This is a genomic window from Serratia marcescens subsp. marcescens ATCC 13880 (assembly GCF_017299535.1).
In the GTDB taxonomy this organism is placed as follows: Bacteria; Pseudomonadota; Gammaproteobacteria; order Enterobacterales; family Enterobacteriaceae; genus Serratia; species Serratia marcescens.
The window spans coordinates 4,155,123-4,176,153 of the sequence record NZ_CP071238.1; the positions used below are offsets into that span (position 1 = coordinate 4,155,123).

Genomic DNA, 21,031 nt, shown 5'->3' on the forward strand with positions numbered 1-21,031 from the left:
TTCCTCATAACCCGGCTTTCAAACTTGCCTCAATGAATTTATCCAGGTCGCCATCCAGTACGGCCTGCGTGTTACGCGTTTCGACGTTGGTGCGCAAATCCTTGATGCGGGAGTCATCCAGCACGTAAGAACGGATTTGGCTGCCCCAGCCGATGTCGGACTTGTTGTCTTCCATCGTCTGCTTATCAGCATTTTTCTTTTGCATCTCAAACTCGTACAGCTTGGCTCGCAGCTGTTTAAACGCTTGATCCTTGTTCTTATGCTGAGAACGATCGTTCTGGCACTGCACCACGATGTTGGTTGGCAGGTGAGTAATACGTACGGCGGATTCGGTTTTGTTGACGTGCTGACCGCCCGCACCGGAGGCGCGGTACACGTCGATACGCAGATCCGCCGGGTTGATTTCGATATCGATATCGTCGTCCACTTCCGGGTAGATGAACACCGAGCTGAACGAGGTGTGGCGACGGCCGCCGGAGTCGAACGGGCTCTTGCGCACCAGGCGATGCACGCCGGTTTCAGTGCGCAACCAGCCGAACGCGTAGTCGCCGATGATCTTGATGGTGGCCGATTTCAGGCCCGCGACGTCGCCGTCGGACTCTTCGATCACTTCGGTCTTGAAGCCCTTGGCTTCGGCCCAGCGCAGGTACATGCGCAGCAGCATGCTGGCCCAGTCCTGCGCTTCAGTGCCGCCGGAACCGGCCTGGATATCCAGGTAGCAGTCGGCGCTGTCGTACTCGCCGGAGAACATGCGGCGGAATTCCAACTGATCCAGCTTGCTCATCAGTTGATCCAGCTCGGCGACCGCTTCGTTGAAGGTCTCTTCGTCGTCGGCTTCCACCGCCAGTTCCAGCAGCCCGCCGACGTCTTCGCCGCCCTGCTCCAGCTGATCGATGGTTTCAACGATGGCTTCCAGCGCGGCGCGCTCTTTGCCGAGCGCCTGCGCGCGCTCCGGCTCGTTCCAAACGTCCGGCTGCTCCAGCTCGGCGTTGACTTCTTCTAGGCGTTCCTTCTTGGCATCATAGTCAAAGATACCCCCTAAGAACCGCAGTCCGCTCGGACAGGTCCTGAATTCGGTTTTTTACCGGGTTAATTTCAAACATGGTTTCGTTCTTTTACGTTGATGTCGTCGATGGCGGAATGCCATTGGAACCGCTAATTCTAACGGATCCGGGCGGCAGTTTATAGCGAGTTGGTCAGTTTTTGTGGCGATCGGGAAGGATGCCGGGGATTGGAGAGCCCAATCCCCGAATTGTGTTCAATTTCGCCTCAGCGCGGCCAAAGATGCTGGATCAGCAGCTGCACGTTGCGGTTGCCGCGAAACTCGTTGACGTCGAGCTTGTAGGCCAGTTCCACTTCGCGCACGCTGCTGTCCGGCCACAGCGTGGTGTCCACGTTGAACGCGATGCCGTCGAGCAGCGGGCCGCCGCCGAGCGGCTCCACCATCAGCTTCAGGTGTTTCTCGCCCACCAACCGCTGCTGCAGGATGCGGAACTTGCCGTCGAAGGTCGGTTCCGGAAACGCCTGGCCCCACGGGCCGCCCTCGCGCAGCAGCTCCGCCGTGGTCAGCGACAGCTCCTGCATCGCCAGTTCGCCGTCGGACCAGATCACCCCTTCCAGCATCGCCGGATCGAGCCATTCGCCCACCAGCTCGCCGAAACGCTGGCGGAACTCGTCGAATTTGGCTTCTTCCAGCGACAGCCCGGCCGCCATCGCGTGGCCGCCGAACTTCATCATCAGCCCGGGGTTCAGCATATCCAGCCGCTCCAGCGCGTCGCGCATGTGCAGGCCGGGCACCGAACGGCCGGAGCCTTTCAGGATGCCGTCACCCGCCGGCGCGAACGCGATCACCGGGCGGTGGAAACGCTCTTTGATGCGCGAAGCGAGGATGCCCACCACGCCCTGGTGCCATTCCGGGTGATACATCGCCAATCCGTAAGGCAGCTCGGTGCTGGTGCGCTCCAGCTGATCGCACAGCTGCAGGGCTTCCACCTGCATGCCCTGCTCTATCTCGCGTCGCGTCTGGTTCAGCGCATCGAGATCGTTGGCCAGCATGCGCGCCTGCGCGATGTCGTCGCTCAGCAGCAGCGCCACGCCGATCGACATGTCGTCCAGCCGGCCGGCGGCGTTGAGCCGCGGCCCGAGCGCAAAACCGAGATCGTTGGCCGCCAGTTGACGGGCGTCGCGGTTGGCCACCTCAAGCAGCGCGCGGATGCCCGGTCGGCATTTGCCGGCGCGGATGCGGTTTAATCCCTGATACACCAGAATGCGGTTGTTGGCGTCCAGCGGCACCACGTCGGCCACGGTGCCGAGCGCCACCAGGTCCAGCAGCTCCGCCAGATTGGGCATCGCCAGCGCGCGCTGCTCGAACCAGCCGCTGTCCCGCAGGCGGGCGCGCAGCGCCAGCATCAGGTAGAACGCGACGCCTACCCCCGCCAGCGATTTGGACGGGAAGGCGCAGCCGCGCAGGTTGGGGTTAACGATCGCTTCGGCCGCCGGCAGGGTCTCGCCCGGCAGGTGGTGATCGGTCACCAGCACCTGCATGCCCTTGGCGTGCGCCACGTCGACGCCGGCGTGGGAGGAGATGCCGTTATCGACGGTGACAATGAGTTCTGCGCCGCGCGCCGCCGCCTGCTCCACCACTTCGGGGCTCAGGCCATAACCGTCTTCGAAACGGTTAGGCACCAGATAATCGACGGCTGCGCCGCCCATGCTGCGCAGCGCCAACACCGTCAGTGCGGTGCTGGTGGCACCGTCGGCGTCGAAATCGCCCACCACCATGATGCGGCGGCCGTCGGCCAGCGCCTGTTGCAGCAGGCTGACGGCGTCGTCGATGCCGTCCAGCTGTTGCCAGGGCAGCATGCCTTTGACGCCGCGTTCCAGCTCTTGCTCAGCCTGCACGCCGCGCAGGGCGTAAAGCCGACGCAGCAGCGGCGGCAAACTGGCGGGCAGATGCGTGTCGTCCGCCGCCGGGCGGCGGCGTAGTTGCGTTTTGATACTCACCGGCGATTAACCACCGGCTTTGGTGGCGGCCTGGTGCGCATCCAGCATGGCGGCCATCTCTTTCGGCCCCTGATAGCCCGGGATCATCATGCCGTTCTCCAGGATGATGGCCGGCGTGCCCTGAATGCCGAACTGCACGCCCAGCTCGTAATGCTTGCTGATGTCGGTTTTGCAGGTCGCCGGAGAAACGGCGTCGCCTTTCATGGCGGCGTCAAACGCCTTGGCCTTGTCGGCGGTGCACCAGATCGACTGCATGTCTTTTTCAGCCTGGGAAGCCAGCCCCTGGCGCGGGAATGCCAGATAACGCACGGTAATGCCCAGATCGTTGTACTCTTTCATCTGCTGATGCAGTTTGTGGCAGTAACCGCAGGTGATATCGGTGAACACGGTGATCACGTGTTTCTCTTTCGGCGCTTTGTAAACGATCATCTGATCTTTCAGCGCGTCCATTTTGCTGCTCAGCAGTTGGTTGGTCACGTTGACCGGCTCTTTGCCGCTGACGTCGAACAGCGGGCCCTGCAGGATATGCTTGCCGTCTTCGGAGGCGTACAGCACGCCGCTGTCGGTCAGCACGGTTTTCAGGCCGTTGACCGGCGAAGGCTGCACGTCCGCCTGCTGGATGCCCAGGCTGGCGAGCGCTTTTTTGATCGCCGCGTCATCGGCATGGGCGGCGCCGGCCACCGAAGCCACCAGCAGAGAGAGCAGCATTAAACCTTTTTTCATTGTTCCAATCCTTTCGAACCCGCCGCTCAGGCGCGCGGGTGATGCTGTTGATGTAGCTGTTTCAGTCGTTCGGTCGCTACATGTGTATAAATTTGCGTGGTCGAGAGATCGCTGTGCCCTAACAACATCTGTACGACACGGAGATCGGCCCCATGGTTCAGCAAATGGGTAGCGAACGCGTGCCGCAACACGTGCGGCGACAGACGCTCGCTGTCGATGCCCGCAAGGATGGCATAGTGTTTGATGCGATGCCAGAACGTCTGTCGGGTCATTTGCTGGCAGCGGGTGCTGGGGAACAGCACATCCAGCGTCTGGCCGTTGACCAGCCATGGGCGGCCGTGCTCCAGATAATTTTCGATCCAGTAGACCGCCTCTTCGCCCAGCGGCACCAGCCGCTCCTTGTTGCCCTTGCCGATCACCCGCACCACGCCCTGGCGCAGGCTGACGTCGCTGATGTTCAGCCCCACCAGCTCGGAAACCCGCAGCCCGGTGGCGTACAACACTTCGAGCATCGCCTTGTCGCGCAGCTCCAGCGGTTGATCGACGCAGGGCGCCTGCAACAGCGCATCGACCTGCGCCTCGCTCAGATCCTTCGGCAAACGCTGCGGCAACTTGGGAGACGCCAGCTGCGCGGTGGGATCGTCGGCGCGCAGCTTTTCGCGGTACAGATATTGAAACAGGCGCCTCATGGCGCTCAACAAACGCGCGGAGCTGGTGGCCTTGTAACCGCCATCCACACGCTCGGCGAGAAACGCCTGCAGATCCAACGCCTGCGCCTGCAGCAAATCGGTCTTCTGCTGGCCAAGCCAGGCGCCCAGTGCCTGCAAATCCAGCCGATAGGAGGCCAGCGTATTTTCCGCCAGATTGCGCTCAAGCCACAGCGCATCCAGGAATTGTTCAATCAGCGCATTGTCTTGCTGTTGCACGCGGTCCTCTCTTTGTTGCATTTCCACCCGCGCCATTATGCCTTAAGCCGGAGCAAATCAGGTATACTCGCTGCAATTCTCTAAACAGCAACGTAACGGTTTACACATGAAGATTGGTCTGTTTTACGGCTCCAGCACCTGCTACACCGAAATGGCGGCAGAAAAAATCCGTGAGATTCTGGGTGAAGACCTGGTCGACCTGCACAACCTGAAAGACGTCTCGCCCAAGCTGATGGAGGACTATTCCATTCTGATCCTCGGCATCCCGACCTGGGATTTCGGCGAACTGCAGGAAGACTGGGAAGCGATCTGGCCGCAGCTGGCGGCGCTGGATCTGAAAGGCAAGATCGTCGCCATGTACGGCATGGGCGATCAGCTCGGCTACGGTGAGTGGTTCCTAGACGCGCTGGGCATGCTGTACGATCACATCGCGCCGCTGGGCGTACAGTTCATCGGCTTCTGGCCAACTGAGGGCTTCGAGTTCACCAGCCCCAAACCGCTGAGCGCCGACGGCAAACACTTCGTCGGCCTGGCGCTCGATGAGGTCAACCAATACGATCTGAGCGAAGAGCGCCTGCAGCAATGGTGCGAACAGATCCTGTTGGAGATGGAGCCGCTGCTGTAGCCGCTATCGGGCGCGTAACGCGCCCGATTTTCCTCACTTATTTCCACAGCCGGAAGCGTGGCTCGTCTTCCCCGGCCGGCGTTTCCTTGGTCAAACGCGCCGGATCGGCCACCTGATACCAGTCCAGCTTGCGCGTCAATAGCATAATGCCCGCCAGAATGGCGAACAGCAGCCCCGCCCCCAGCACCAACGCATTGTCCTCCGACTGCAACAGCAAATAGAGCACGCCGTACAACAGCAATAGGCTCGCGGCGAACAGCGCACCGCGCAGCTTGCCGCGCAGCACGGCGCTTAGATAGAAGCCGATCAGTCCGCTGCAGGCGATGCCGGCCGCCAGGTAAGCGAGAGCGAATCCCAGGTGTTCGGAGAAGGCCAGCAGAATCAGGTAGAACAGCACCAGCGCCGCGCCGACCAGCAGGTACTGAATCGGGTGCACCCGCAGCCCGGTCAGGGTTTCGAACAGGAAAAACGCCATAAACGTCAGCCCGATAAACAGCAGCGCATATTTGACCGCGCGCTCGGTCAGCTGATAGTGATCGACCGGTTCGACCAGGCTGGCGCTGAAGGCCGGCAGTTTATCCTCGTCGATAATGCCATCGTCGTAATGGAACGCACTGTTGATGTTGTTGGCGAACCAGGTGCTGCGCCAGCGAGCGCTAAACCCTTGATCCGTCACCTTGCGTTCGTCCGGCAGGAAGTTGCCGAGAAAATTCGGGTGTGGCCAGTTGCTTTGCAGTTGCAGCTCGCTGCTGCGCCCCAACGGCACCAGCGACAGGCTGCTGGTGCCCGCCAGCGTCAGGGTGAAGTCGGCGTTCAGCCCCTCTTTTTGTTGCAGCGCCGCCAGCGTCAGCGGTGCGTGGATCCCCTGGCGCAACGAACCCACGCCGGTGCCCGGCTCAAACGCCACCGGCTGCGGTGTTGCCAGCGGGGAAATGCGCTTGATGCCGCGCGAGTCGCTCAGCGCCACCAGCAGGAACGGTTGGCCGACGGTCACGTTGGCGCGCTGCAAATCCGTCAGCTCCGGCTGGCCGAAACGCACCTTGAAGTTCAGCGGCCCCTGATAAACCTGCGTCTGATAGATGCCCAGCTTGCGCACTTCCACATTCGGCGCGCCCTGCACCTGAAGCGACTCCGGCAGCAAATAGCGGTAATGCTGCACCCGCTGCACCACCGTTTGCCCTTTCTCGTCTTTCTTCTCTTCGCGTTCGACATAGGGAATGACAATCAACGGGCCGAGCACGCGCTGCGCCCCGCTGGTGCTTTCGCTCACCTGCCCGACCACGCTTTGCCGATAGCCGCTGCGTTCGTCGATCACGCTCATCAGTTGGGCGATGGGGATCAACATCACCACCATCAATCCCAGCAACGTGGTTATTTTCCAGAAAAGTACCGATTTCATCATGCTCGCTCCTCATAGGTAATGAGGCCACGATAAAACCCGCAGGTGAAATCAGAATGTGGTTATGTGAAGGGAAGGTGAAGTCACAGCGATAACATGAAAGTCGCTTCCACCCCGTGCGGCCGGCGGTTGCGCAGGCGAATGCCGCCATGATGCAGACGGGCGACCTCCTGCACGAAGTTCAGGCCCAGCCCGCTGCTTTTAGGCCGTTCGGCGCGCGGCAGCGAATAAAAACGCTCGAACACTTTATCGAGCGCATAGTCCGGAATGCCGCTGCCGTCGTCACAGACGCTGATGCAGTAATGCTGTTCTCGCCGTTCGCCTCGCACGCTGACGCAACCGCCCGGCGGGGTAAAGTCGATCGCGTTGTCCAGCAGGTTGGTCAGCGCCTGGCTGATCAGCAACGCATCGCCGTTCAGCGTCACCTCCGCCAACGCCTCCAGTTGCAATCTGACGCCGCGCTGCGTCGCCTGCGCCTCTTTGCCCGCCATCGTCTGGCCGATCAGCGCCGCGATCGCGATGGGCGCGGTCTCCATTTCTGGCCGGCTCTCCAGCCGCGCCTGCACCAGCAGTTTATCCACCAGTTGCTGGATGCGTGCGCTTTGCTGCTCGATATTGGTGAGAAAACGCCGGGCGGTCTCCGGCGGTGGCAGCTCCTGCAACAGTTCCGCCGCCCCCCGGATCGCCGCCAGCGGGCTTTTCAGCTCATGCGTCAGGGTATGTGCATACTGTTCGATATAAGCTTTGCCTTCCAGCTTCAGACGCATGCTCTCCAACGCCTGCGCCAACTGCGTCAATTCCCGGCCGCCCACTTTGGGCAACGGCGCGTTTTCTCCCTGCGCCACCCCATCGGCATAACGCACCAGACGGCCTATGGAACGGTTGATCCACCAGACGAATACCGCCCCGATCAGCAGCGCAATCCCCAGCAGCAATGCGCCGGCCCACAGAATGCGCCGTTCGCTGCGTTTGATCACCGGCGCCATGGTGCTGTTGGGTTTGCCCACGGTAAGCACGCCGATAATGCGCCCTTGTTCTATCACCGGCGCGGCCACATACATCACCGAACTGTTTTCATCTTCTGGATCGCTACGGGTGCTGCGGGCGCCGTACTGGCCGCGCAGCGTCCGATAAACGTCATTCCAGCGCGAATAATCCTGCCCCTGCGCGCGGCCGGCGGAATCGAAGATGACCTTGCCTCGCGCATCGGTAAGATAGACGTGGTATTCACTGCGATCCTTGCGGATGCCGGAGATATTGGCGCCAATCGGCCGCTGGTTCAGCTGCGTAAACGCCTGCGCCAGTTGGCCATGCGCCGCATCGCCGCGCTGCATGTCCTGACGGGCGATCTGCGCCAGCAGGTTGGCGGTGTCCACCAGCGTGCCTTCGGTAGCGCGCCGCACGCCGGGCTTCACTTCCTGGACGAAAATGCTCAGCACGAAGTACCCGGCCACCGCCACGATCAGAAAATATCCCAGCAGCAGGCGCAGGCCAATTTTCATGGCTGGCGGCTCACGCTGTAGCCCAATCCGCGGTGGGTGTGGATCGGCGGCTCAGCGGGATCCACCGCACGCAGCTTGGCGCGCAGGGTTTTGATGTGGGTATCGACGGTGCGATCCAGGCTTTCTTCCGCCTGCGCCCAAACGCTTTCCATCAGTTGCTGCCGCGAGAACACCCGTCCAGGCGCCAACAACAGCGTCTTCAGCAGCAGGTATTCGTAACGGGTCAGCGGCAGCGGCCGCTGATGGTAGGAGATGGTGGCCGCGTCTTCGTCGAGGGCGAAAGCGCCGAAATGGTAGCACGCGTTCTGTTGCAGGCGCTGCTGCTTATGCAGGCGGCGCAAAATGGTGCGCACCCGGGCGCTGACCTCGCGAGGGGAGAACGGCTTGGCGACATAGTCGTCGGCGCCGATCTCCAGCCCGATCAGGCGATCCACTTCATCACTGCGGGCGGTAAGAAACAGAATCGGCAGGTCGGCCGCCTGAGCCAGCAGGCGGCGACACAATTCAAAGCCGTTGATATCCGGCAAACCGACATCGAGGATAGCGAGCGCTGGCGCGCCTTCTTGCGCCAGCGCCTGCAACGCCGGCTCCGCGCGTTCGAACCAGCGGACTTCGAAGCCTTCGCTCTCCAGCGTGTAAACCAGCGTATCGGCAATGCTGGGTTCATCCTCCACCAACCAGAGTACGGGTTTCATCAGGGTTCCTCGCCGTTACCCGCCGGCGGATGCAGCAACAGCTGCCGCAGGTGGCGCCACTCCTCTTTGCTCATGCAGTCGGAAGCCAGCCACAGCCGGCGGCGCTTTTTGCCCTCCATCGGCTGCAGCGTCAACAGCATGCCGTAACCCGGCATCCACGGTTTTTTCGCCAGCCGCCACTCGCGGCCGTGCCAGCTGAAACGCCTGTCCGCCAGCAGCCGCAGCTCACCCTGCACCGCGGCGATGCGCTTCTGGCTGCGAATGCACTGAAACACCACCAGCGTCAGCAGCACCAGCCAGAGCGGGCCAAAGCCCTCCGGCCAGGGCGAAATCAGGATCAGCAGGATCAGAACGCCGTGGGTCAACAGTGAAAACAGCTGGGTGCGCCAGGAAATGCGGATATCACATCGCCACTGGGCCACGGTCTTTATTTCGCGTTTGGATCAGGGTCACCATTCTCTGCAGCTCGCCATCCTGCGGCGCGCCATGATTCATCAGCCAGTTGAACAAATCGGGATCGTCACACTCCAGCAGGCGGATAAACAGCGCCTTGTCCGCGTCATTCAGGCTGTCGTATTCGTATTCGAAGAACGGCATGATGGAGATGTCCAGCTCGCGCATGCCACGACGGCAAGCCCAGTGAATACGTGCTTTGTTGTTAATATCCATGTTGTTATGACTCACCTCTTTTCAGCGCGGCAGCGCCAGCGCAGGGTTCAAATGACACACTGTATGGCAACGCCGTCGCAATATAATTCCATCAGCCGGGGATCTGTCTGCAAGGGTGCCCTGGCCGCAAGCCTATAGAGTAACAATTTGACATACACGCCGGGAAGGCGCTTTGCTGCGGAAAACGCAATAAAGCGCAAAATGCCAAAAAAAGCGCACCCCGGCGCCACGGCGCGAATAACAGTTTGCAAAGCCCGCCGCCTCTTTTACCATGGGCTCAATACCCTTCAGGTAAGCTAAACGTTGAGCAGGAACTTACTATGGCGCATAACATTCCATTCCCACCCCGTCAGCCCTCCGCTTCCACCCATCTTCCCCTGACGCTGATCTCGCTGGAAGATTGGGCGCTGGTGACGCTGAACGGGCCGGACACGGTGAAATATCTCCAGGGCCAGGTGACGGCGGACATCGACGCGCTGTCGGCCGATCAACACGTGCTGTGCGCCCACTGCGACGCCAAGGGCAAAATGTGGAGCAACCTGCGTCTGTTCCACCGAGGCGAAGGCTTCGCCTATCTGGAACGCCGCAGCGTGCTGGACAGCCAACTGGCGGAAATCAAAAAATACGCGGTGTTCTCCAAAGTCACTATCGCCGCCGATAATGACGTGGTATTGCTGGGCGTCGCCGGTTTCCAGGCGCGCGCCGCGCTGACGGGCCTGTTCGCCACATTGCCGGACGCCGAGCACCCGGTGGTGCAGGACGGCGAGACCACGATTCTGCACTTCGCTGCGCCGGCGGAACGTTTTCTGCTGGTGACCCGCCCCGCCGTAGCCGAACAGCTGATCGGCAAATTGCATGACCAGGCGGAACTGAATGACAGCAGCCAATGGCTGGCGCTGGAGATCGAAGCCGGTTATCCGGTTATCGACGCCGCCAACAGCGCGCAGCTGATCCCGCAGGCCACCAACCTGCAGGCGCTGGAAGGCATCAGCTTCAGCAAGGGTTGCTATACCGGTCAGGAGATGGTGGCGCGCGCCAAATTCCGCGGCGCCAACAAGCGGGCGCTCTACTGGCTGGAAGGTAAAGCGGCCCGCGCCCCGCAGGCGGCGGAGGATCTGGAGCTGCAGTTGGGGGAAAACTGGCGCCGCACCGGCACCGTACTGGCGTCGAGTCAGTTGGCCGACGGCACGCTGTGGGTACAGGTGGTGATGAACAACGATCTGGATGCCGACAGCAAGCTGCGGGTGCGCGATGATGCCGCCAGCCAGCTGGCGATCAAACCGTTGCCCTACTCGCTGGCCGAAGAGAAATAATCCGTCGGCCGCAGGCCCCCTGCCTGCGGCCATCTTCGTTACTCGTCCAATTCCCCGTCGCGCTGCACCAGATAAATCAGCACCAGAATGATGGTGACGAAGAAGCGAAACGCGCTCGGCACGCCGTTCCATTGCGGCGACATCCACATGCCGAACCACTCGCCCCCAATCGACATAAAACCGACTTGCCAGGTAAGGAAGCCCAGCGTCAGCCCCGCTACCGCCCATTTTTTTCGGCCGTTGAAAGCTTTGGCGGGCAGTTTCAGGCCGCCCAGCAGGCGCAGGCCGCCAATCCAGCACAGCAGCGCGGTCAGGCTCTCCAGCGCAATGATGAAAATATAACCGGCGTGATGCAGCCACGGCGTCTGTATCGAGCGGTAGCCGATGGTGGCGTCGGGGAAAATCGTGTCCATCATAAAGACGTGGCGCACGAAGGCGAAGTTGGAGCCGTAGTCGGTGAGATTACCGAAGGCCACCAGCGAAGCGAACAAGGCGATAGCGCAGACCAGCAGCGCTTTGGATAAGCGAACGATCATCTTGGTGAGTCCTGAACAGAGGTTAAAGAAACGGTATGCGGGCTCAGAAATGAAGGAACGGGCTTGCTGGATACCCGAAAGAAGCAAGCGCCTCTTTTTTAAAACAAAAGAGGCGCCTGTTCAATACGCATTCAGATGTAGCGGCAGCGCTTAGACGTACAGGTAGATCGCCATGAAGTGGCAGGCGCTGCCGCCGAGCACGAAGGCGTGCCAGATGGCGTGGCCAAAGCGAATGCGCTTGGAGGCGTAGAAAATCACGCCCAGGGTATAGACCACCCCGCCGATCGCCAGCAGCGTGACGCCGCCGGCCTCCAGCCGCGTAACCAGCTGATAAATCACGATCAGCGACAGCCAGCCCATCGTCAGATAGGTCACCAGCGACAGGGCTTCAAAACGGTGGGCGAAGGCCAGCTTGAACAGCACGCCGAGCAGCGCCAACCCCCAGATTACCGCCATCAGGCCCTTCGCCAGCGGCGAATCCAGCCCTACCAGCAAGAACGGGGTGTAAGTGCCGGCGATCAGGAGATAAATGGCGCAGTGGTCAAATTTTTTCAGCCAATGCTTGGCCTTTTGATGCGGAATCGCATGGTACAGCGTAGAAGCGAGAAACAGCAGGATCATGCTGCCGCCGTACAGGCTGTAACTGGTGATGGCCGTCGCATCGGCGCCGGTATTCACCGCCTGCACCAACAGCAATACCAGGCCGACGATGCCGAACACCAGCCCGATGCCGTGGCTGATGCTGTTGGCGATCTCTTCCGCCCACGGATAAGCCGCGGCGACAATCTTATTGCTCCCGGCTTTCACTACGTCCGTTTTCCCCATAACGCGCAACCCCTCAAAATGCCCTGCTTTGTGCGAAATTAACGCAAAGCAGCTTAACTGAGAATAATTCCAGTGTACACGTGTACGCTAAAATAAAAATGTGAACGCGTGTAACCATCGAAATCCCCCGCCCGGTGGTCTACAATCGTCAGGCTTCAACCCACCCACCTTGAGGTTTACACCATGTCATCCGCTGTACCCGCGTTAGATTTCGGTTCAATGACCCAGACCATCCAGTTCCTGATGGAAATCGATAAGTTGAAAGGCGTACAACGCCGCACCAAGGTGCTGGGCACCCAGCGCCAGGAAAACTCCGCCGAACACAGCTGGCACTTCGCCATCGCCGCCATGAGCCTGGCCCCGTACGCCGGTGATGACGTAGACATTCAGCGCGTGATCCAGATGGCGCTGCTGCATGACATCGTGGAAATCGACGCCGGCGACGTGCTGGTCTACGATCTGGCGGCCCGCGCGGCGATCCACGATCAGGAAGTAGCGGCGGCGCGCCGTCTGTTCGGCATGTTGCCGGAGGCTCAGCGCGAGTATTTCACCGCTTTATGGCAGGAATATGAAGACGGCGAAAGCGCCGATGCGCGCTTCGCCTTGCTGCTGGATCGCACCATGCCGATGCTGATGAATCTGCACAATGAAGGCCAGAGCTGGGTGGAAAACGGCATCAGCCTGGAGCAGGTGCTGGCGCGCAATGCGTCTATCGCCGACGTACACCCCGAGCTGTGGCACCATATGGAGCAACATCTGCGGGACGCGCAGCGCAAAGGCTGGTTGAAGTAAGGGAACCGGGCTGCCGCTTCTTGGTCGCAGCCCGTCTTCGTCACGCGAACGCCTGCTGGCGTTCCAACGCCTCCTCATAGCTCGGCATCGACCCCGCCGCCCCGGCCCGTTCCACGCAGACCGCCGCGTAGGCGGCGGCGAAGCGCACCGCATCGGCTAACGGCACCTGATTCGCCAGCTGCGCCGCCAGGGCGCCGTTAAACGCATCCCCCGCGCCGGTGGTGTCTTTCGGCTGCGCCGGAAACGCCGGGATCAGCTCACTGTGTTCCCCATCCGAGAACAACGCCCCCTGCGTGCCCAAGGTCACGATCAGCAAACGAATGCCCTTGGCGTGCAGCACCTGCGCCGCCTGGCGCGCCGAAGCCACATCCCGTACCGGCACGCCGGTCAGCAACGTGCATTCGGTGGCGTTGGGCGTCAGCAGATCGACCTGCGCCAACAGGCTGTCCGGCACCGGTTGAAACGGCGCCGGGTTGAGAATGATGAACGTCCGCGCCTCGCGGGCGATGGCGATCACTTGTTCGATCGCCGGCAAGTTGTTCTCCAGTTGGGTCAACAGAATATCTGCCGCGGCGATCGCCGGGCGGCACTGGCGCACCTCGTCCTCGCTGACCGTCAGGTTGGCGCCGGGATCGACGGCGATCATGTTCTCCGCATCCTCGCCGGCAACGTAGATAAGCGCATTGCCGGTCGGGCAATCGCCGGTCGAGAACAGCGTCACCGCATCGAAACCGGCCGCGGCGAGATGGCGCCGGGCGAAGGTGCCGAAGTCGTCGCGCCCCACCTTGCCGATATAATGTACCCGCGCCCCGGCGCGCAGGGCGGCGGTGGCCTGGTTGGCGCCCTTGCCGCCCGCGCCCATCATGCTGTTACGGGCGATCAGCGATTCGCCGGGCTGCGGAAACCGCGCCATGCCGGCGACGATATCCAGGTTAAACGAACCGAACACGCAAACTTTGCCTTTCATTGCTGGTACTCCCTGCTTAATTGGAAGTGGCGCCGTGCGGCCAGACAGGCGCCTTTGCTGCCGGTTTCATCGGTCAGGCGGCTGATGGAGATCGCCAGCCCCTGTGCCGGCTGCGGCCCGCGCAGATGACGGCGGATCTCTTGCTCCAGCCGCGCCAACGGAAAACCGCGCATGGCGATCACACCGCCGCCCAGGATCAGCCGTTGGGGGTCGATCACATTCATTTCGATGGCGATGGTCTGCGCCAATCGTTCGACGAAACGCTGCAAATCCGGATGATCGCTATGGCGCTCGAACAGCCGGTCGAACGGCGTTTGCGCCGCGTTGGCGCGCGCCCAGCCGGTCAGCCAATGGCCGGAGGTCAAACTCTCGACGCAGCCCCGTTTGCCGCACCGGCACTCGCCCAGATGGCCCGGCCAGGGAATGTGCCCCAACTCGCCGGCGGCGCCGTGCGCCCCGTGGTAAAAGTCGCCGTTAAGCCACAGGCTGTTGCCCATGCCGGTGCCCAGATACAGCCCCACCGCCACCTGCGGCAACGCCGGCAACTGCTGCAAATCCCACCACAGCAGATGGTTGACGTCCTTGTCCATTCGCACCGGCAGCGCCAGCAAATCGGCCAACAGCGCCGCCACCGGCTGGGCGTCCAGCGCCGGGATAAACGGCAGTGACAGCACCCGCGAGCGATCGCGGCTGAGGATCCCCGGCAACCCCAGCATCACCTGCGCCACCTGACGATCCTGGCTATGCCCGGCGATCAGGCGGCCCAGCGCCGCCAGCGGATCGGCCTGCTGCGCCCAGTCGGCGGTCGCTATCTTGCGGTACCCGCTGAACTCGCCGTCATCATTCATCAACAACAGGCGGGTATTGGTGCCGCCGACGTCAACGCCAAGAAAATGCCGCATCATGTCCCCCGCCTCAGGCCGCCTGCCGCATTTGATCCAGCATTTTTTCCCATGCCGTCTCCAGATCCGGATCGAGGTTGAACAACCCGGAGCTGCCGACGATCAACACCTCCGCGCCGGCGCCCATCAGATCGCGGTAGGTCCGCTGATTGCAGGATCCGTCGATCTCGATCAGATAACGCAGATTTTGCTGGCGTTTCAGATCGCGCAACTGGCGGATCTTTTCCAGCATTTCGGGAATGAACGGCTGCCCGGCATAGCCCGGATCGACGGTCATGACGGTGACCTTGTCCAGCAGGTGAAGGTAGTGGCGAATAAACTCCACCGGCGTGGCCGGGTTCAGCACCACCCCCACTTTTTTGCCCAGCGCGCGGATTTGATTGATCACCCGAAACGCGTCGCGGTTGATGGTTTCGGCGTGCGGGCAGATAAAATCCGCCCCGGCGCGGGCGATCGGGTCGATGAAATCGGTCGGGTTCTCCACCATCAAATGCACATCCAGCAACAACGAGGTGTGCGGGCGGATCTGTTCGATAAAGAACGGCGACAGCGTGATGTTTTTAACGTAGTGCCCGTCCATGATGTCGATATGCAGCATATCGGCGCGGCGATTCAGCACCGCCAATTGCTGGCGGATATCCATCAGGTTCATGCACATCAGTGAAGGTGAAATCTGGTATTTCATTAGCGTTATCCTGCGCAAAAGGGAAAAGGGATCAGTGGCCCGCCGCGGTTCTGGCCTGGGCCGCGCTGCGGCGCATCGCCCGCCGCTGCCGATAGCGATGCCGGAAAAACTTCATCGCCAGCACCGCGATCAGCACCGCGCCCCACATCGCCAGACTGAAATGCGGGCTGACGTTCATCAGGTTCAAACCGGTCGCGATCACCTGCAGCACGATCAGCGCCAGCACCACGCCGCTGACCCGGCCAAAACCGCCGAACGGATCGGTGCCGCCCAGAATGATCGCCAGCACCGTGAGCAGCAGGTAGGAGTCGCCGTAGCCCATGCGCGCCGAGTTGAAGCGCGCCATCATCACCAGCCCGGCAATGACGCACAGCAGGCTGGAGAGGGTGTAAATGGCGATCAGCACCCGATGGGTATTCACGCCGCTGAAATGGGTGGCGTTGATGTTGCTGCCGCTCATGTAGATGCATTTGCCGAGCCGGGTTTTCTGCAAGAACAGCGCCAGCAAGGCGGCGACCGCCAGGAAGATCCACAGCGGTACCGGCACGCCCAGCACGCGCTCTGCGCCGATAAACCGCACGATCTCCGGCATGCCGCTCAGGGCCGCGCCGCGCGTCAGGTAGATGCCGATGCCGTTGACCATGGTCATGGTGGCCAGCGTCACCAGAATCGGATGCGCGCCGACGTAGGCAACCAATGCGCCGGTCGCCGCGCCGATAAGCCCGGCCAACAGCATCGCCGCCGCCAGCGCCAACGCCAGCCACAGCGCCTGTAAACCCAGCCCGGCATCCGCCGGCAGGTAGCTGATGAACAGCCAGGCCATCAGCAGGCTGGTCAGGTTGGCGCTGGCGATAATGCACAGGTTCAGGCCGCCGCTGAGGATCGGAATGAACATCGCCAACGTCAGCAGGCCCAGCTCCGGCAGCTGGAAGGCCACGCTGGTGAAGGTGGCGCCGCTTAAGAAGCGCCCCGGCATCAGCAGGCTAAAGGCCAGCACCACCGCCAGCAGCAATGCCAGCAGACCGACGGCGCCCCCGTCCGGACGAAATTTCAGGTTGTTGCCCATCAGGCGCTCCTCAGGCGAAACCGACGTCGGTTTCTTTGCGTTTCTTGTAGTGAGTGACGGTGATCGCCGCGACGATCACCAGACCGATCACCACGTTCATGAAGTAGCTGGACACGCCGATCAGGTTGAGGCCGTTTTTCAGCACGCCGATCAGGAAGACGCCCATCAGCGTGCCGACCACGCTGCCCTTGCCGCCGTTCAGGCTGGCGCCGCCCAGTACCGCCGCCGCCAGCACGTCGAGCTCCCCGCCCACCAGCGCGTTGGGCACCACTTCCCCCATGCGATACACCTGCACCAGGCCGCCGATCGCCGCCATCGCGCCCAGATAGCCATAGGCGAACAGATGCAGCAGGCCGACGCGGATGCCGATGCGCCGCGCCGACTCCGCATCACCGCCCACGGCAAACAGCTGGCGCCCGAGGTGCGTTTTGTTCAGCAGCAGCCAGGTCAACAGCGCCACCGCCAGCATCACCAGCGTCGGCAAACCGAGCTGATAGCTCTGTTCACCCAGTTGGAACGGCAGCACGCTGCGTGGCAACGTCCACCAGTCCGGCAATGCGTACAGGCTGCGGCCGTTGGTCAACCACATCAGCATGCCGAACAAAAACGCCTGCATGCTGATGGTGACAATGATCGAGACGATACGCAGGCAGTAGATCAGCAGCGCGTTGACCATGCCGAGCGCGGCGCCGAACGCCAACGCCAGCAAAATGCTGCCCGCCGGGCTGGCCAGGCCGTAGTGCGTCGCCAGCGTGGCGATCAGGTACTGCACCACCGAGGCGACCGCGGCGAAGGAGATATCGATGCCGCCGGTCACCAGCACCACAAACAGGCCGAGGGCGAATATGCCGCTCACCGCGTAGCTTTCGCTGAGATCGAGCAGGTTTTGCACCGTCAAAAACCGATCGCTAAGCAGTGAAAAGACGATGACCGTCAGCAGCAGTACCCAGGCCAGATAGCCTTCGTTGCCGCGCGGTTTCAAACTGAATCTACGCATTGACCGCCTCCGCCAGCTGTTGCTGGCTCACCTGCCCCGGCAGGTATTCGCCGATCACGCTGCCGCCGCTGAAGTGCAGCACCCGATCGCAGTTGTAATACACCTCCGGCACCTCGTCGGAGATCAGCAAAATGGCGATCCCCTCCTGCGCCAGCAGATGGATCAGTTGGTAGATGCTGGCCTTGGCGCCGACGTCGACGCCGACGGTCGGCGAATCGAGGATCAGGATCCGCGGCTGGGTCAGCACCCACTTGGCCAGCACGATCTTTTGCTGATTGCCGCCGGACAGCGTCGAAACCGCCTGATCCGGATCCGCCACCCGCACGCCGAGTTTGGCGATCCACTCCGCGACGATGCGATTCTTGCGGTAGTCGTCGATCAGGCGAAAGCGCCCGCGCAGCTTATCGAGAATGGTCAGCACCGCGTTATCCGCCACCGACTGTTGCTGCACCAGCCCCAGCGTCAGGCGATCCTCCGAGACGTAGCCGATGCCGGCCTTGATCGCGTCCTCATGGCCGCGAAAGCGCACCGGTTTGCTGTCGAGATAAAGCTTGCCGCTGTCCGGCCGGGTCATGCCGAACAGGCTCAGCGCCAGCTCGGTGCGCCCGGAGCCGAGCAACCCGCACAGCCCGAGCACCTCCCCCTGATGCAGCCGGAAGCTCACATCCTGATACTGCCCGGCGCGGCTTAGGCGATCCGCCTCCAGCATCACCCGATCCTTATTCATGCTCGGTGACTTCAGGCGATAATCCAGCTTCAAGCCGGTCATCAGCTCGGTCAGACGATCGCCGGTGATCTCCGCCGCCGGCCAGGTGCCGACTTTGTTACCGTCGCGGATCACCGTGACGCGATCCGAGATCTCCAGCACTTCGTCCAGCCGGTGGCTGACGAACACCACGCAGATGCCCTGCGCTTTCAGATAGTCCACCGTACGCAGCAGCTGGTTGACTTCGGTGCGGGTCAGCGAGGCGGTCGGTTCATCCATGATCACCAGCCGCGCTTCCGCCACCAGCGCGCGGCAGATCGCCACCTGCTGGCGCTGGGCGATCGGCAGCTCCGCCACCCGTTTGTCGAGATCCAGATTAAAACTCAGCGCCTGCAGCAGGCGCTCGGCGGCGCGCCGCAGCCTGGCCGGGCGGTGCCAACCCAACAGCCCGCGCAGGTTGTGCTCAAAGGCGATGTTTTCCGCCACCGTCAGGTTGGGAAACAGCGACAGATCCTGATAGATCACCTGAATGCCGAAGGCGCGCGCCTGATCCGGCGACAGCCGGCCGAAGGTTTGCCCATCAAGGGTAATGCGGCTGCCATCATCCGGTTGATACACGCCGGCGATCGCCTTGATCAGCGTGCTCTTGCCGCAGCCATTGGTGCCGGCCAGGCAGTGCACCTCCCCCGGCATCAGCGCCAATGAAATATCGTTCAGCGCGCGCTGCCCGCCAAAGGTCATCGACAGCTGTTGCAGTTCGATAAGCGGCGCGCCCTGCATTGCCGTATTGCCGGAAATCGCCATGATTACAGCCCCATCTTCACCAGCTTCGGCAAGTTTTGCTTATCCAGGCTTTCGGTGGCGTTGCCGAGAATGGTGTGCTGCTGCGCATCCACCTGCACCTTGCCCATGCCTTCGATGGTCATGCCATCGGTGATTTTTTCGCCCTTGTGCATCATGTCGGCGATGCGCACGAACACTTCGCCCGCCACCATCGGATTCCAGATATAACCGCCCTTGATGGCGCCGCGATTGACCAGCGAAGCGCCCTGCCCCGGGCTGAACGGCCCGATGACGCAGATATCGTTGCTTTTGCCGCGGTTGAGCACCGCACGCCCGGCGCCGATCGGCCCCTGCGAACCGAACGCCAGCACGCCTTTCAGATCGGGATACTTGGCCATCAGATCGTTGGTGGTGCGCACGCTGTCATCCAGCGATTCCCCCACGCCGAACTTGTCGCCCACCAGCTGCATGTTCGGGTAGTGCTGCTTCTGGTAGTTGATGGCCGAGTCCGACCAGGTGATGTGCAGCGGCACCGTCAGGCTGCCGACGTATACCGCGTACTTGCCCTGCTCTTTCATGCAGGCGGCCAGCGCTTTCATGTGGTTGACCCCGTGCTGCGAGGCGTCCACCAGCTCAAAATCCCAGTCGGCGTACTTCTGGCCGGGGGATTCGTGCACGATCACCTTGATGCCCGCTTCCTGCGCGCGCTTGAGCACCGGCTCCAGCACCCGGGCGTCGTTCGGCACCACGCCGATGATGTCCACCTTCTGCGCGATCAGATCCTCGATGGCGCGCACCTGCAGCGCCGGATCCGCCGCCGTCGGCCCGACCATCCAGGCGTCGATGCCGCGTTTGGCGCTCTCGCTTTTGATGCCGGCCTCCATGGCGTTGAACCAGGGAATGCCGCCGATCTTCACCACCACGCCCATTTTCAGCTTGTCCGCCGCCTGCGCGGAGACCGACAGCAGCAGCGAGGCAAACAGACCGACCAGTACGGATTTTTTCATTGTTCTCTCTCCACAAGTGTTGGCTGTAATAAAGGGTTTTCGTTGTTGTTATCGCGCCGCCCTTTTCGCGGCGGGTGAAACTTCAATCACGTCGACGTTGTTCCAGGCCAGTTCCTGACGAAATTCGTCGTCGCCAAGCCTGTCGGTGATCAGCGTGTCTATTTCCCGGTAATGGCAAATGCGGGCGAACGAGCGGCGGCCGAACTTGTTGCTGTCCACCAGCAGGAACTTGCGCTCCGAGGCCAGCAGCATCTGTTGCTTCAACCGCGCATGGTGCTCGTTGCTCTCGCGGATGCCGCCGTCCTGGCAAATGCCGTGGCAGGAGAAGAACAGCTTGTTGATCACGAACTCTTTCAGCATCTGCTCCGCCAGCACGCCGATAAAATCCTCGTACTTGGCGGAATACTCGCCCCCCAGGCCGATGGTGCGCACGTTGGCCTTGCAGGCCAGCGTCTGGATGATGTGCAGCGAGTTGGTCAGCACCACCAGCGAGATATCCGGCAGCTGGCGCGCCAAAAACCAGCTGGTGGAGCTGCTGTCCAGCAGCAGGCAATCCCCCGGCGCGATAAACTCCAGCGCGCGTTTGGCGATGCGCGTCTTCTGCTCCGGCGCCTCGTTGCTGCGCTGGCGGAAAGATTCCCCCTGGTCTATCTCGGCGGGCACATAGGTTTTCTCCGCCGCCGGCGGCTCGACGAATACCGCGCCGCCGTGGCTGCGCAGCAGCAGGCCGCGCCGTTCAAGCAGGGCCAGATCACGCCGCGCCGTCTCGATAGAGATCTGGCACAGCTGCGCCACCTCCTGCACCATCACGCGGCCGCGCTGGCTCAAGACTTCGGTAATAAAGCGATGACGTTCTACAGGCAGCATGTTTCTTTTCTCCTCCACGACGATGATTACGATATCGATTTGC

Annotated in this window: 22 protein-coding genes; 3 read left to right on the forward strand and 19 right to left on the reverse strand. The window is 61.8% G+C overall.

Annotated features, from left to right (window positions below; all coding sequences use genetic code 11):
• Nucleotides 1–4 precede the first annotated feature (4 nt).
• From prfB to xerD, 4 genes are all read right to left on the reverse strand, one after another.
• Nucleotides 5–1,103 (reverse strand): peptide chain release factor 2 gene (prfB, locus tag J0F90_RS19850; protein ID WP_096242572.1). Its coding sequence is split into 2 segments (ribosomal slippage): nucleotides 5–1,027 and nucleotides 1,029–1,103, totalling 1,098 coding nucleotides; the frame shifts between segments, so codons are not numbered across the junction.
• Between the two features lie 166 nt (nucleotides 1,104–1,269).
• Nucleotides 1,270–3,003, reverse strand: a complete 1,734-nt coding sequence (gene recJ / locus J0F90_RS19855) for a single-stranded-DNA-specific exonuclease RecJ (RefSeq protein ID WP_033639478.1) — start codon at nucleotides 3,001–3,003, stop codon at nucleotides 1,270–1,272.
• A 6-nt stretch (nucleotides 3,004–3,009) separates the two neighbouring features.
• Nucleotides 3,010–3,726, reverse strand: coding sequence for a bifunctional protein-disulfide isomerase/oxidoreductase DsbC (gene dsbC, locus J0F90_RS19860; protein WP_004931688.1), 717 nt, complete (start codon nucleotides 3,724–3,726; stop codon nucleotides 3,010–3,012).
• 26 nt (nucleotides 3,727–3,752) lie between these two features.
• Nucleotides 3,753–4,652 carry a site-specific tyrosine recombinase XerD gene (gene xerD, locus J0F90_RS19865; RefSeq protein WP_004931685.1) on the reverse strand — a complete coding sequence of 300 codons (900 nt, stop codon included), beginning with the start codon at nucleotides 4,650–4,652 and terminating at the stop codon, nucleotides 3,753–3,755.
• 106 nt (nucleotides 4,653–4,758) lie between these two features.
• On the opposite strand from xerD, the gene fldB reads away from it, so the two are divergent.
• The gene (gene fldB, locus J0F90_RS19870) at nucleotides 4,759–5,277 is read left to right on the forward strand and encodes a flavodoxin FldB (RefSeq protein WP_033639477.1); all 519 of its coding nucleotides are present in this window, start codon (nucleotides 4,759–4,761) and stop codon (nucleotides 5,275–5,277) included.
• A gap of 37 nt (nucleotides 5,278–5,314) precedes the next feature.
• Here fldB and creD read toward each other — a convergent pair whose 3' ends face one another.
• The 5 genes from creD to sdhE all read right to left on the reverse strand — a co-directional run bounded on the left by creD (nucleotide 5,315) and on the right by sdhE (nucleotide 9,542).
• Entirely contained in the window at nucleotides 5,315–6,679 is a 1,365-nt protein-coding gene (creD, locus tag J0F90_RS19875; protein WP_033639476.1) for a cell envelope integrity protein CreD, read from the reverse strand.
• Between the two features lie 80 nt (nucleotides 6,680–6,759).
• The gene (gene creC, locus J0F90_RS19880) at nucleotides 6,760–8,178 is read right to left on the reverse strand and encodes a two-component system sensor histidine kinase CreC (protein ID WP_033639474.1); all 1,419 of its coding nucleotides are present in this window, start codon (nucleotides 8,176–8,178) and stop codon (nucleotides 6,760–6,762) included.
• On the reverse strand, nucleotides 8,175–8,873 hold the full coding sequence (creB, locus tag J0F90_RS19885) for a two-component system response regulator CreB (protein WP_033639472.1): 699 nt from the start codon (nucleotides 8,871–8,873) through the stop codon (nucleotides 8,175–8,177). Before creB ends, creC begins: the two co-directional genes overlap by 4 nt.
• Nucleotides 8,873–9,295: a protein YgfX gene (locus J0F90_RS19890; RefSeq protein ID WP_016929976.1), complete on the reverse strand. Its 423-nt coding sequence runs from the start codon at nucleotides 9,293–9,295 to the stop codon at nucleotides 8,873–8,875. Before J0F90_RS19890 ends, creB begins: the two co-directional genes overlap by 1 nt.
• Nucleotides 9,276–9,542 carry an FAD assembly factor SdhE gene (gene sdhE, locus J0F90_RS19895; RefSeq protein WP_004931679.1) on the reverse strand — a complete coding sequence of 89 codons (267 nt, stop codon included), beginning with the start codon at nucleotides 9,540–9,542 and terminating at the stop codon, nucleotides 9,276–9,278. The genes J0F90_RS19890 and sdhE overlap by 20 nt, the downstream gene beginning before the upstream one ends.
• 320 nt (nucleotides 9,543–9,862) lie before the next feature.
• Between sdhE and ygfZ the strand changes: the two genes are divergently transcribed.
• Complete coding sequence (ygfZ, locus tag J0F90_RS19900) at nucleotides 9,863–10,855, forward strand: tRNA-modifying protein YgfZ (protein ID WP_033639470.1); 993 nt, start codon at nucleotides 9,863–9,865, stop codon at nucleotides 10,853–10,855.
• A 38-nt stretch (nucleotides 10,856–10,893) separates the two neighbouring features.
• Here ygfZ and J0F90_RS19905 read toward each other — a convergent pair whose 3' ends face one another.
• Nucleotides 10,894–11,391, reverse strand: a complete 498-nt coding sequence (locus tag J0F90_RS19905) for a DUF2165 family protein (protein ID WP_033639468.1) — start codon at nucleotides 11,389–11,391, stop codon at nucleotides 10,894–10,896.
• Nucleotides 11,392–11,541: 150 nt separating this feature from the next.
• A complete protein-coding gene (trhA, locus tag J0F90_RS19910) occupies nucleotides 11,542–12,216 on the reverse strand; it encodes a PAQR family membrane homeostasis protein TrhA (RefSeq protein WP_033639467.1) in 675 nt (224 codons plus the stop codon).
• A 183-nt stretch (nucleotides 12,217–12,399) separates the two neighbouring features.
• Here trhA and J0F90_RS19915 point away from each other — a divergent pair, with 183 nt between their 5' ends.
• Nucleotides 12,400–13,008, forward strand: a complete 609-nt coding sequence (locus J0F90_RS19915; RefSeq protein ID WP_028127691.1) for an HD domain-containing protein — start codon at nucleotides 12,400–12,402, stop codon at nucleotides 13,006–13,008.
• 40 nt (nucleotides 13,009–13,048) lie between these two features.
• Here the strand turns inward: J0F90_RS19915 and rbsK are convergent, their stop codons facing one another.
• From rbsK to J0F90_RS19955, 8 genes are read right to left on the reverse strand one after another with little or no spacing between them, the layout of a single operon-like run.
• Nucleotides 13,049–13,975, reverse strand: coding sequence for a ribokinase (rbsK, locus tag J0F90_RS19920; RefSeq protein WP_033639466.1), 927 nt, complete (start codon nucleotides 13,973–13,975; stop codon nucleotides 13,049–13,051).
• Nucleotides 13,972–14,880 carry an allose kinase gene (gene alsK, locus J0F90_RS19925; protein ID WP_033639464.1) on the reverse strand — a complete coding sequence of 303 codons (909 nt, stop codon included), beginning with the start codon at nucleotides 14,878–14,880 and terminating at the stop codon, nucleotides 13,972–13,974. Before alsK ends, rbsK begins: the two co-directional genes overlap by 4 nt.
• A 10-nt stretch (nucleotides 14,881–14,890) precedes the next feature.
• Nucleotides 14,891–15,562, reverse strand: a complete 672-nt coding sequence (alsE, locus tag J0F90_RS19930) for a D-allulose 6-phosphate 3-epimerase (RefSeq protein ID WP_033639463.1) — start codon at nucleotides 15,560–15,562, stop codon at nucleotides 14,891–14,893.
• Between the two features lie 31 nt (nucleotides 15,563–15,593).
• Nucleotides 15,594–16,628 carry an ABC transporter permease gene (locus J0F90_RS19935; RefSeq protein WP_033639462.1) on the reverse strand — a complete coding sequence of 345 codons (1,035 nt, stop codon included), beginning with the start codon at nucleotides 16,626–16,628 and terminating at the stop codon, nucleotides 15,594–15,596.
• A 10-nt stretch (nucleotides 16,629–16,638) separates the two neighbouring features.
• Complete coding sequence (locus J0F90_RS19940) at nucleotides 16,639–17,625, reverse strand: ABC transporter permease (protein WP_033639461.1); 987 nt, start codon at nucleotides 17,623–17,625, stop codon at nucleotides 16,639–16,641.
• A complete protein-coding gene (locus J0F90_RS19945; protein ID WP_028127692.1) occupies nucleotides 17,618–19,135 on the reverse strand; it encodes a sugar ABC transporter ATP-binding protein in 1,518 nt (505 codons plus the stop codon). Before J0F90_RS19945 ends, J0F90_RS19940 begins: the two co-directional genes overlap by 8 nt.
• A gap of 2 nt (nucleotides 19,136–19,137) precedes the next feature.
• Nucleotides 19,138–20,121 (reverse strand): substrate-binding domain-containing protein, encoded by a 984-nt coding sequence (locus tag J0F90_RS19950; protein WP_025304134.1) that lies wholly within the window; start codon nucleotides 20,119–20,121, stop codon nucleotides 19,138–19,140.
• 48 nt (nucleotides 20,122–20,169) lie between these two features.
• Nucleotides 20,170–20,988 carry a DeoR/GlpR family DNA-binding transcription regulator gene (locus J0F90_RS19955; protein WP_033639460.1) on the reverse strand — a complete coding sequence of 273 codons (819 nt, stop codon included), beginning with the start codon at nucleotides 20,986–20,988 and terminating at the stop codon, nucleotides 20,170–20,172.
• Between the last annotated feature and the right edge of the window lie 43 nt (nucleotides 20,989–21,031).

Bases quoted from the DNA above. Each gene is read 5' to 3' on its own strand.
- dsbC (WP_004931688.1), bottom strand. From the start codon at position 3,726: ATGAAAAAAGGTTTAATGCTGCTCTCTCTGCTGGTGGCTTCGGTGGCC.
- fldB (WP_033639477.1), top strand. From the start codon at position 4,759: ATGAAGATTGGTCTGTTTTACGGCTCCAGCACCTGCTACACCGAAATG.
- creD (WP_033639476.1), bottom strand. From the start codon at position 6,679: ATGATGAAATCGGTACTTTTCTGGAAAATAACCACGTTGCTGGGATTG.
- creC (WP_033639474.1), bottom strand. From the start codon at position 8,178: ATGAAAATTGGCCTGCGCCTGCTGCTGGGATATTTTCTGATCGTGGCG.
- creB (WP_033639472.1), bottom strand. From the start codon at position 8,873: ATGAAACCCGTACTCTGGTTGGTGGAGGATGAACCCAGCATTGCCGAT.
- sdhE (WP_004931679.1), bottom strand. From the start codon at position 9,542: ATGGATATTAACAACAAAGCACGTATTCACTGGGCTTGCCGTCGTGGC.
- ygfZ (WP_033639470.1), top strand. From the start codon at position 9,863: ATGGCGCATAACATTCCATTCCCACCCCGTCAGCCCTCCGCTTCCACC.
- J0F90_RS19905 (WP_033639468.1), bottom strand. From the start codon at position 11,391: ATGATCGTTCGCTTATCCAAAGCGCTGCTGGTCTGCGCTATCGCCTTG.
- trhA (WP_033639467.1), bottom strand. From the start codon at position 12,216: ATGGGGAAAACGGACGTAGTGAAAGCCGGGAGCAATAAGATTGTCGCC.
- J0F90_RS19915 (WP_028127691.1), top strand. From the start codon at position 12,400: ATGTCATCCGCTGTACCCGCGTTAGATTTCGGTTCAATGACCCAGACC.
- rbsK (WP_033639466.1), bottom strand. From the start codon at position 13,975: ATGAAAGGCAAAGTTTGCGTGTTCGGTTCGTTTAACCTGGATATCGTC.
- alsK (WP_033639464.1), bottom strand. From the start codon at position 14,880: ATGATGCGGCATTTTCTTGGCGTTGACGTCGGCGGCACCAATACCCGC.
- alsE (WP_033639463.1), bottom strand. From the start codon at position 15,562: ATGAAATACCAGATTTCACCTTCACTGATGTGCATGAACCTGATGGAT.
- J0F90_RS19935 (WP_033639462.1), bottom strand. From the start codon at position 16,628: ATGGGCAACAACCTGAAATTTCGTCCGGACGGGGGCGCCGTCGGTCTG.
- J0F90_RS19940 (WP_033639461.1), bottom strand. From the start codon at position 17,625: ATGCGTAGATTCAGTTTGAAACCGCGCGGCAACGAAGGCTATCTGGCC.
- J0F90_RS19945 (WP_028127692.1), bottom strand. From the start codon at position 19,135: ATGGCGATTTCCGGCAATACGGCAATGCAGGGCGCGCCGCTTATCGAA.
- J0F90_RS19950 (WP_025304134.1), bottom strand. From the start codon at position 20,121: ATGAAAAAATCCGTACTGGTCGGTCTGTTTGCCTCGCTGCTGCTGTCG.
- J0F90_RS19955 (WP_033639460.1), bottom strand. From the start codon at position 20,988: ATGCTGCCTGTAGAACGTCATCGCTTTATTACCGAAGTCTTGAGCCAG.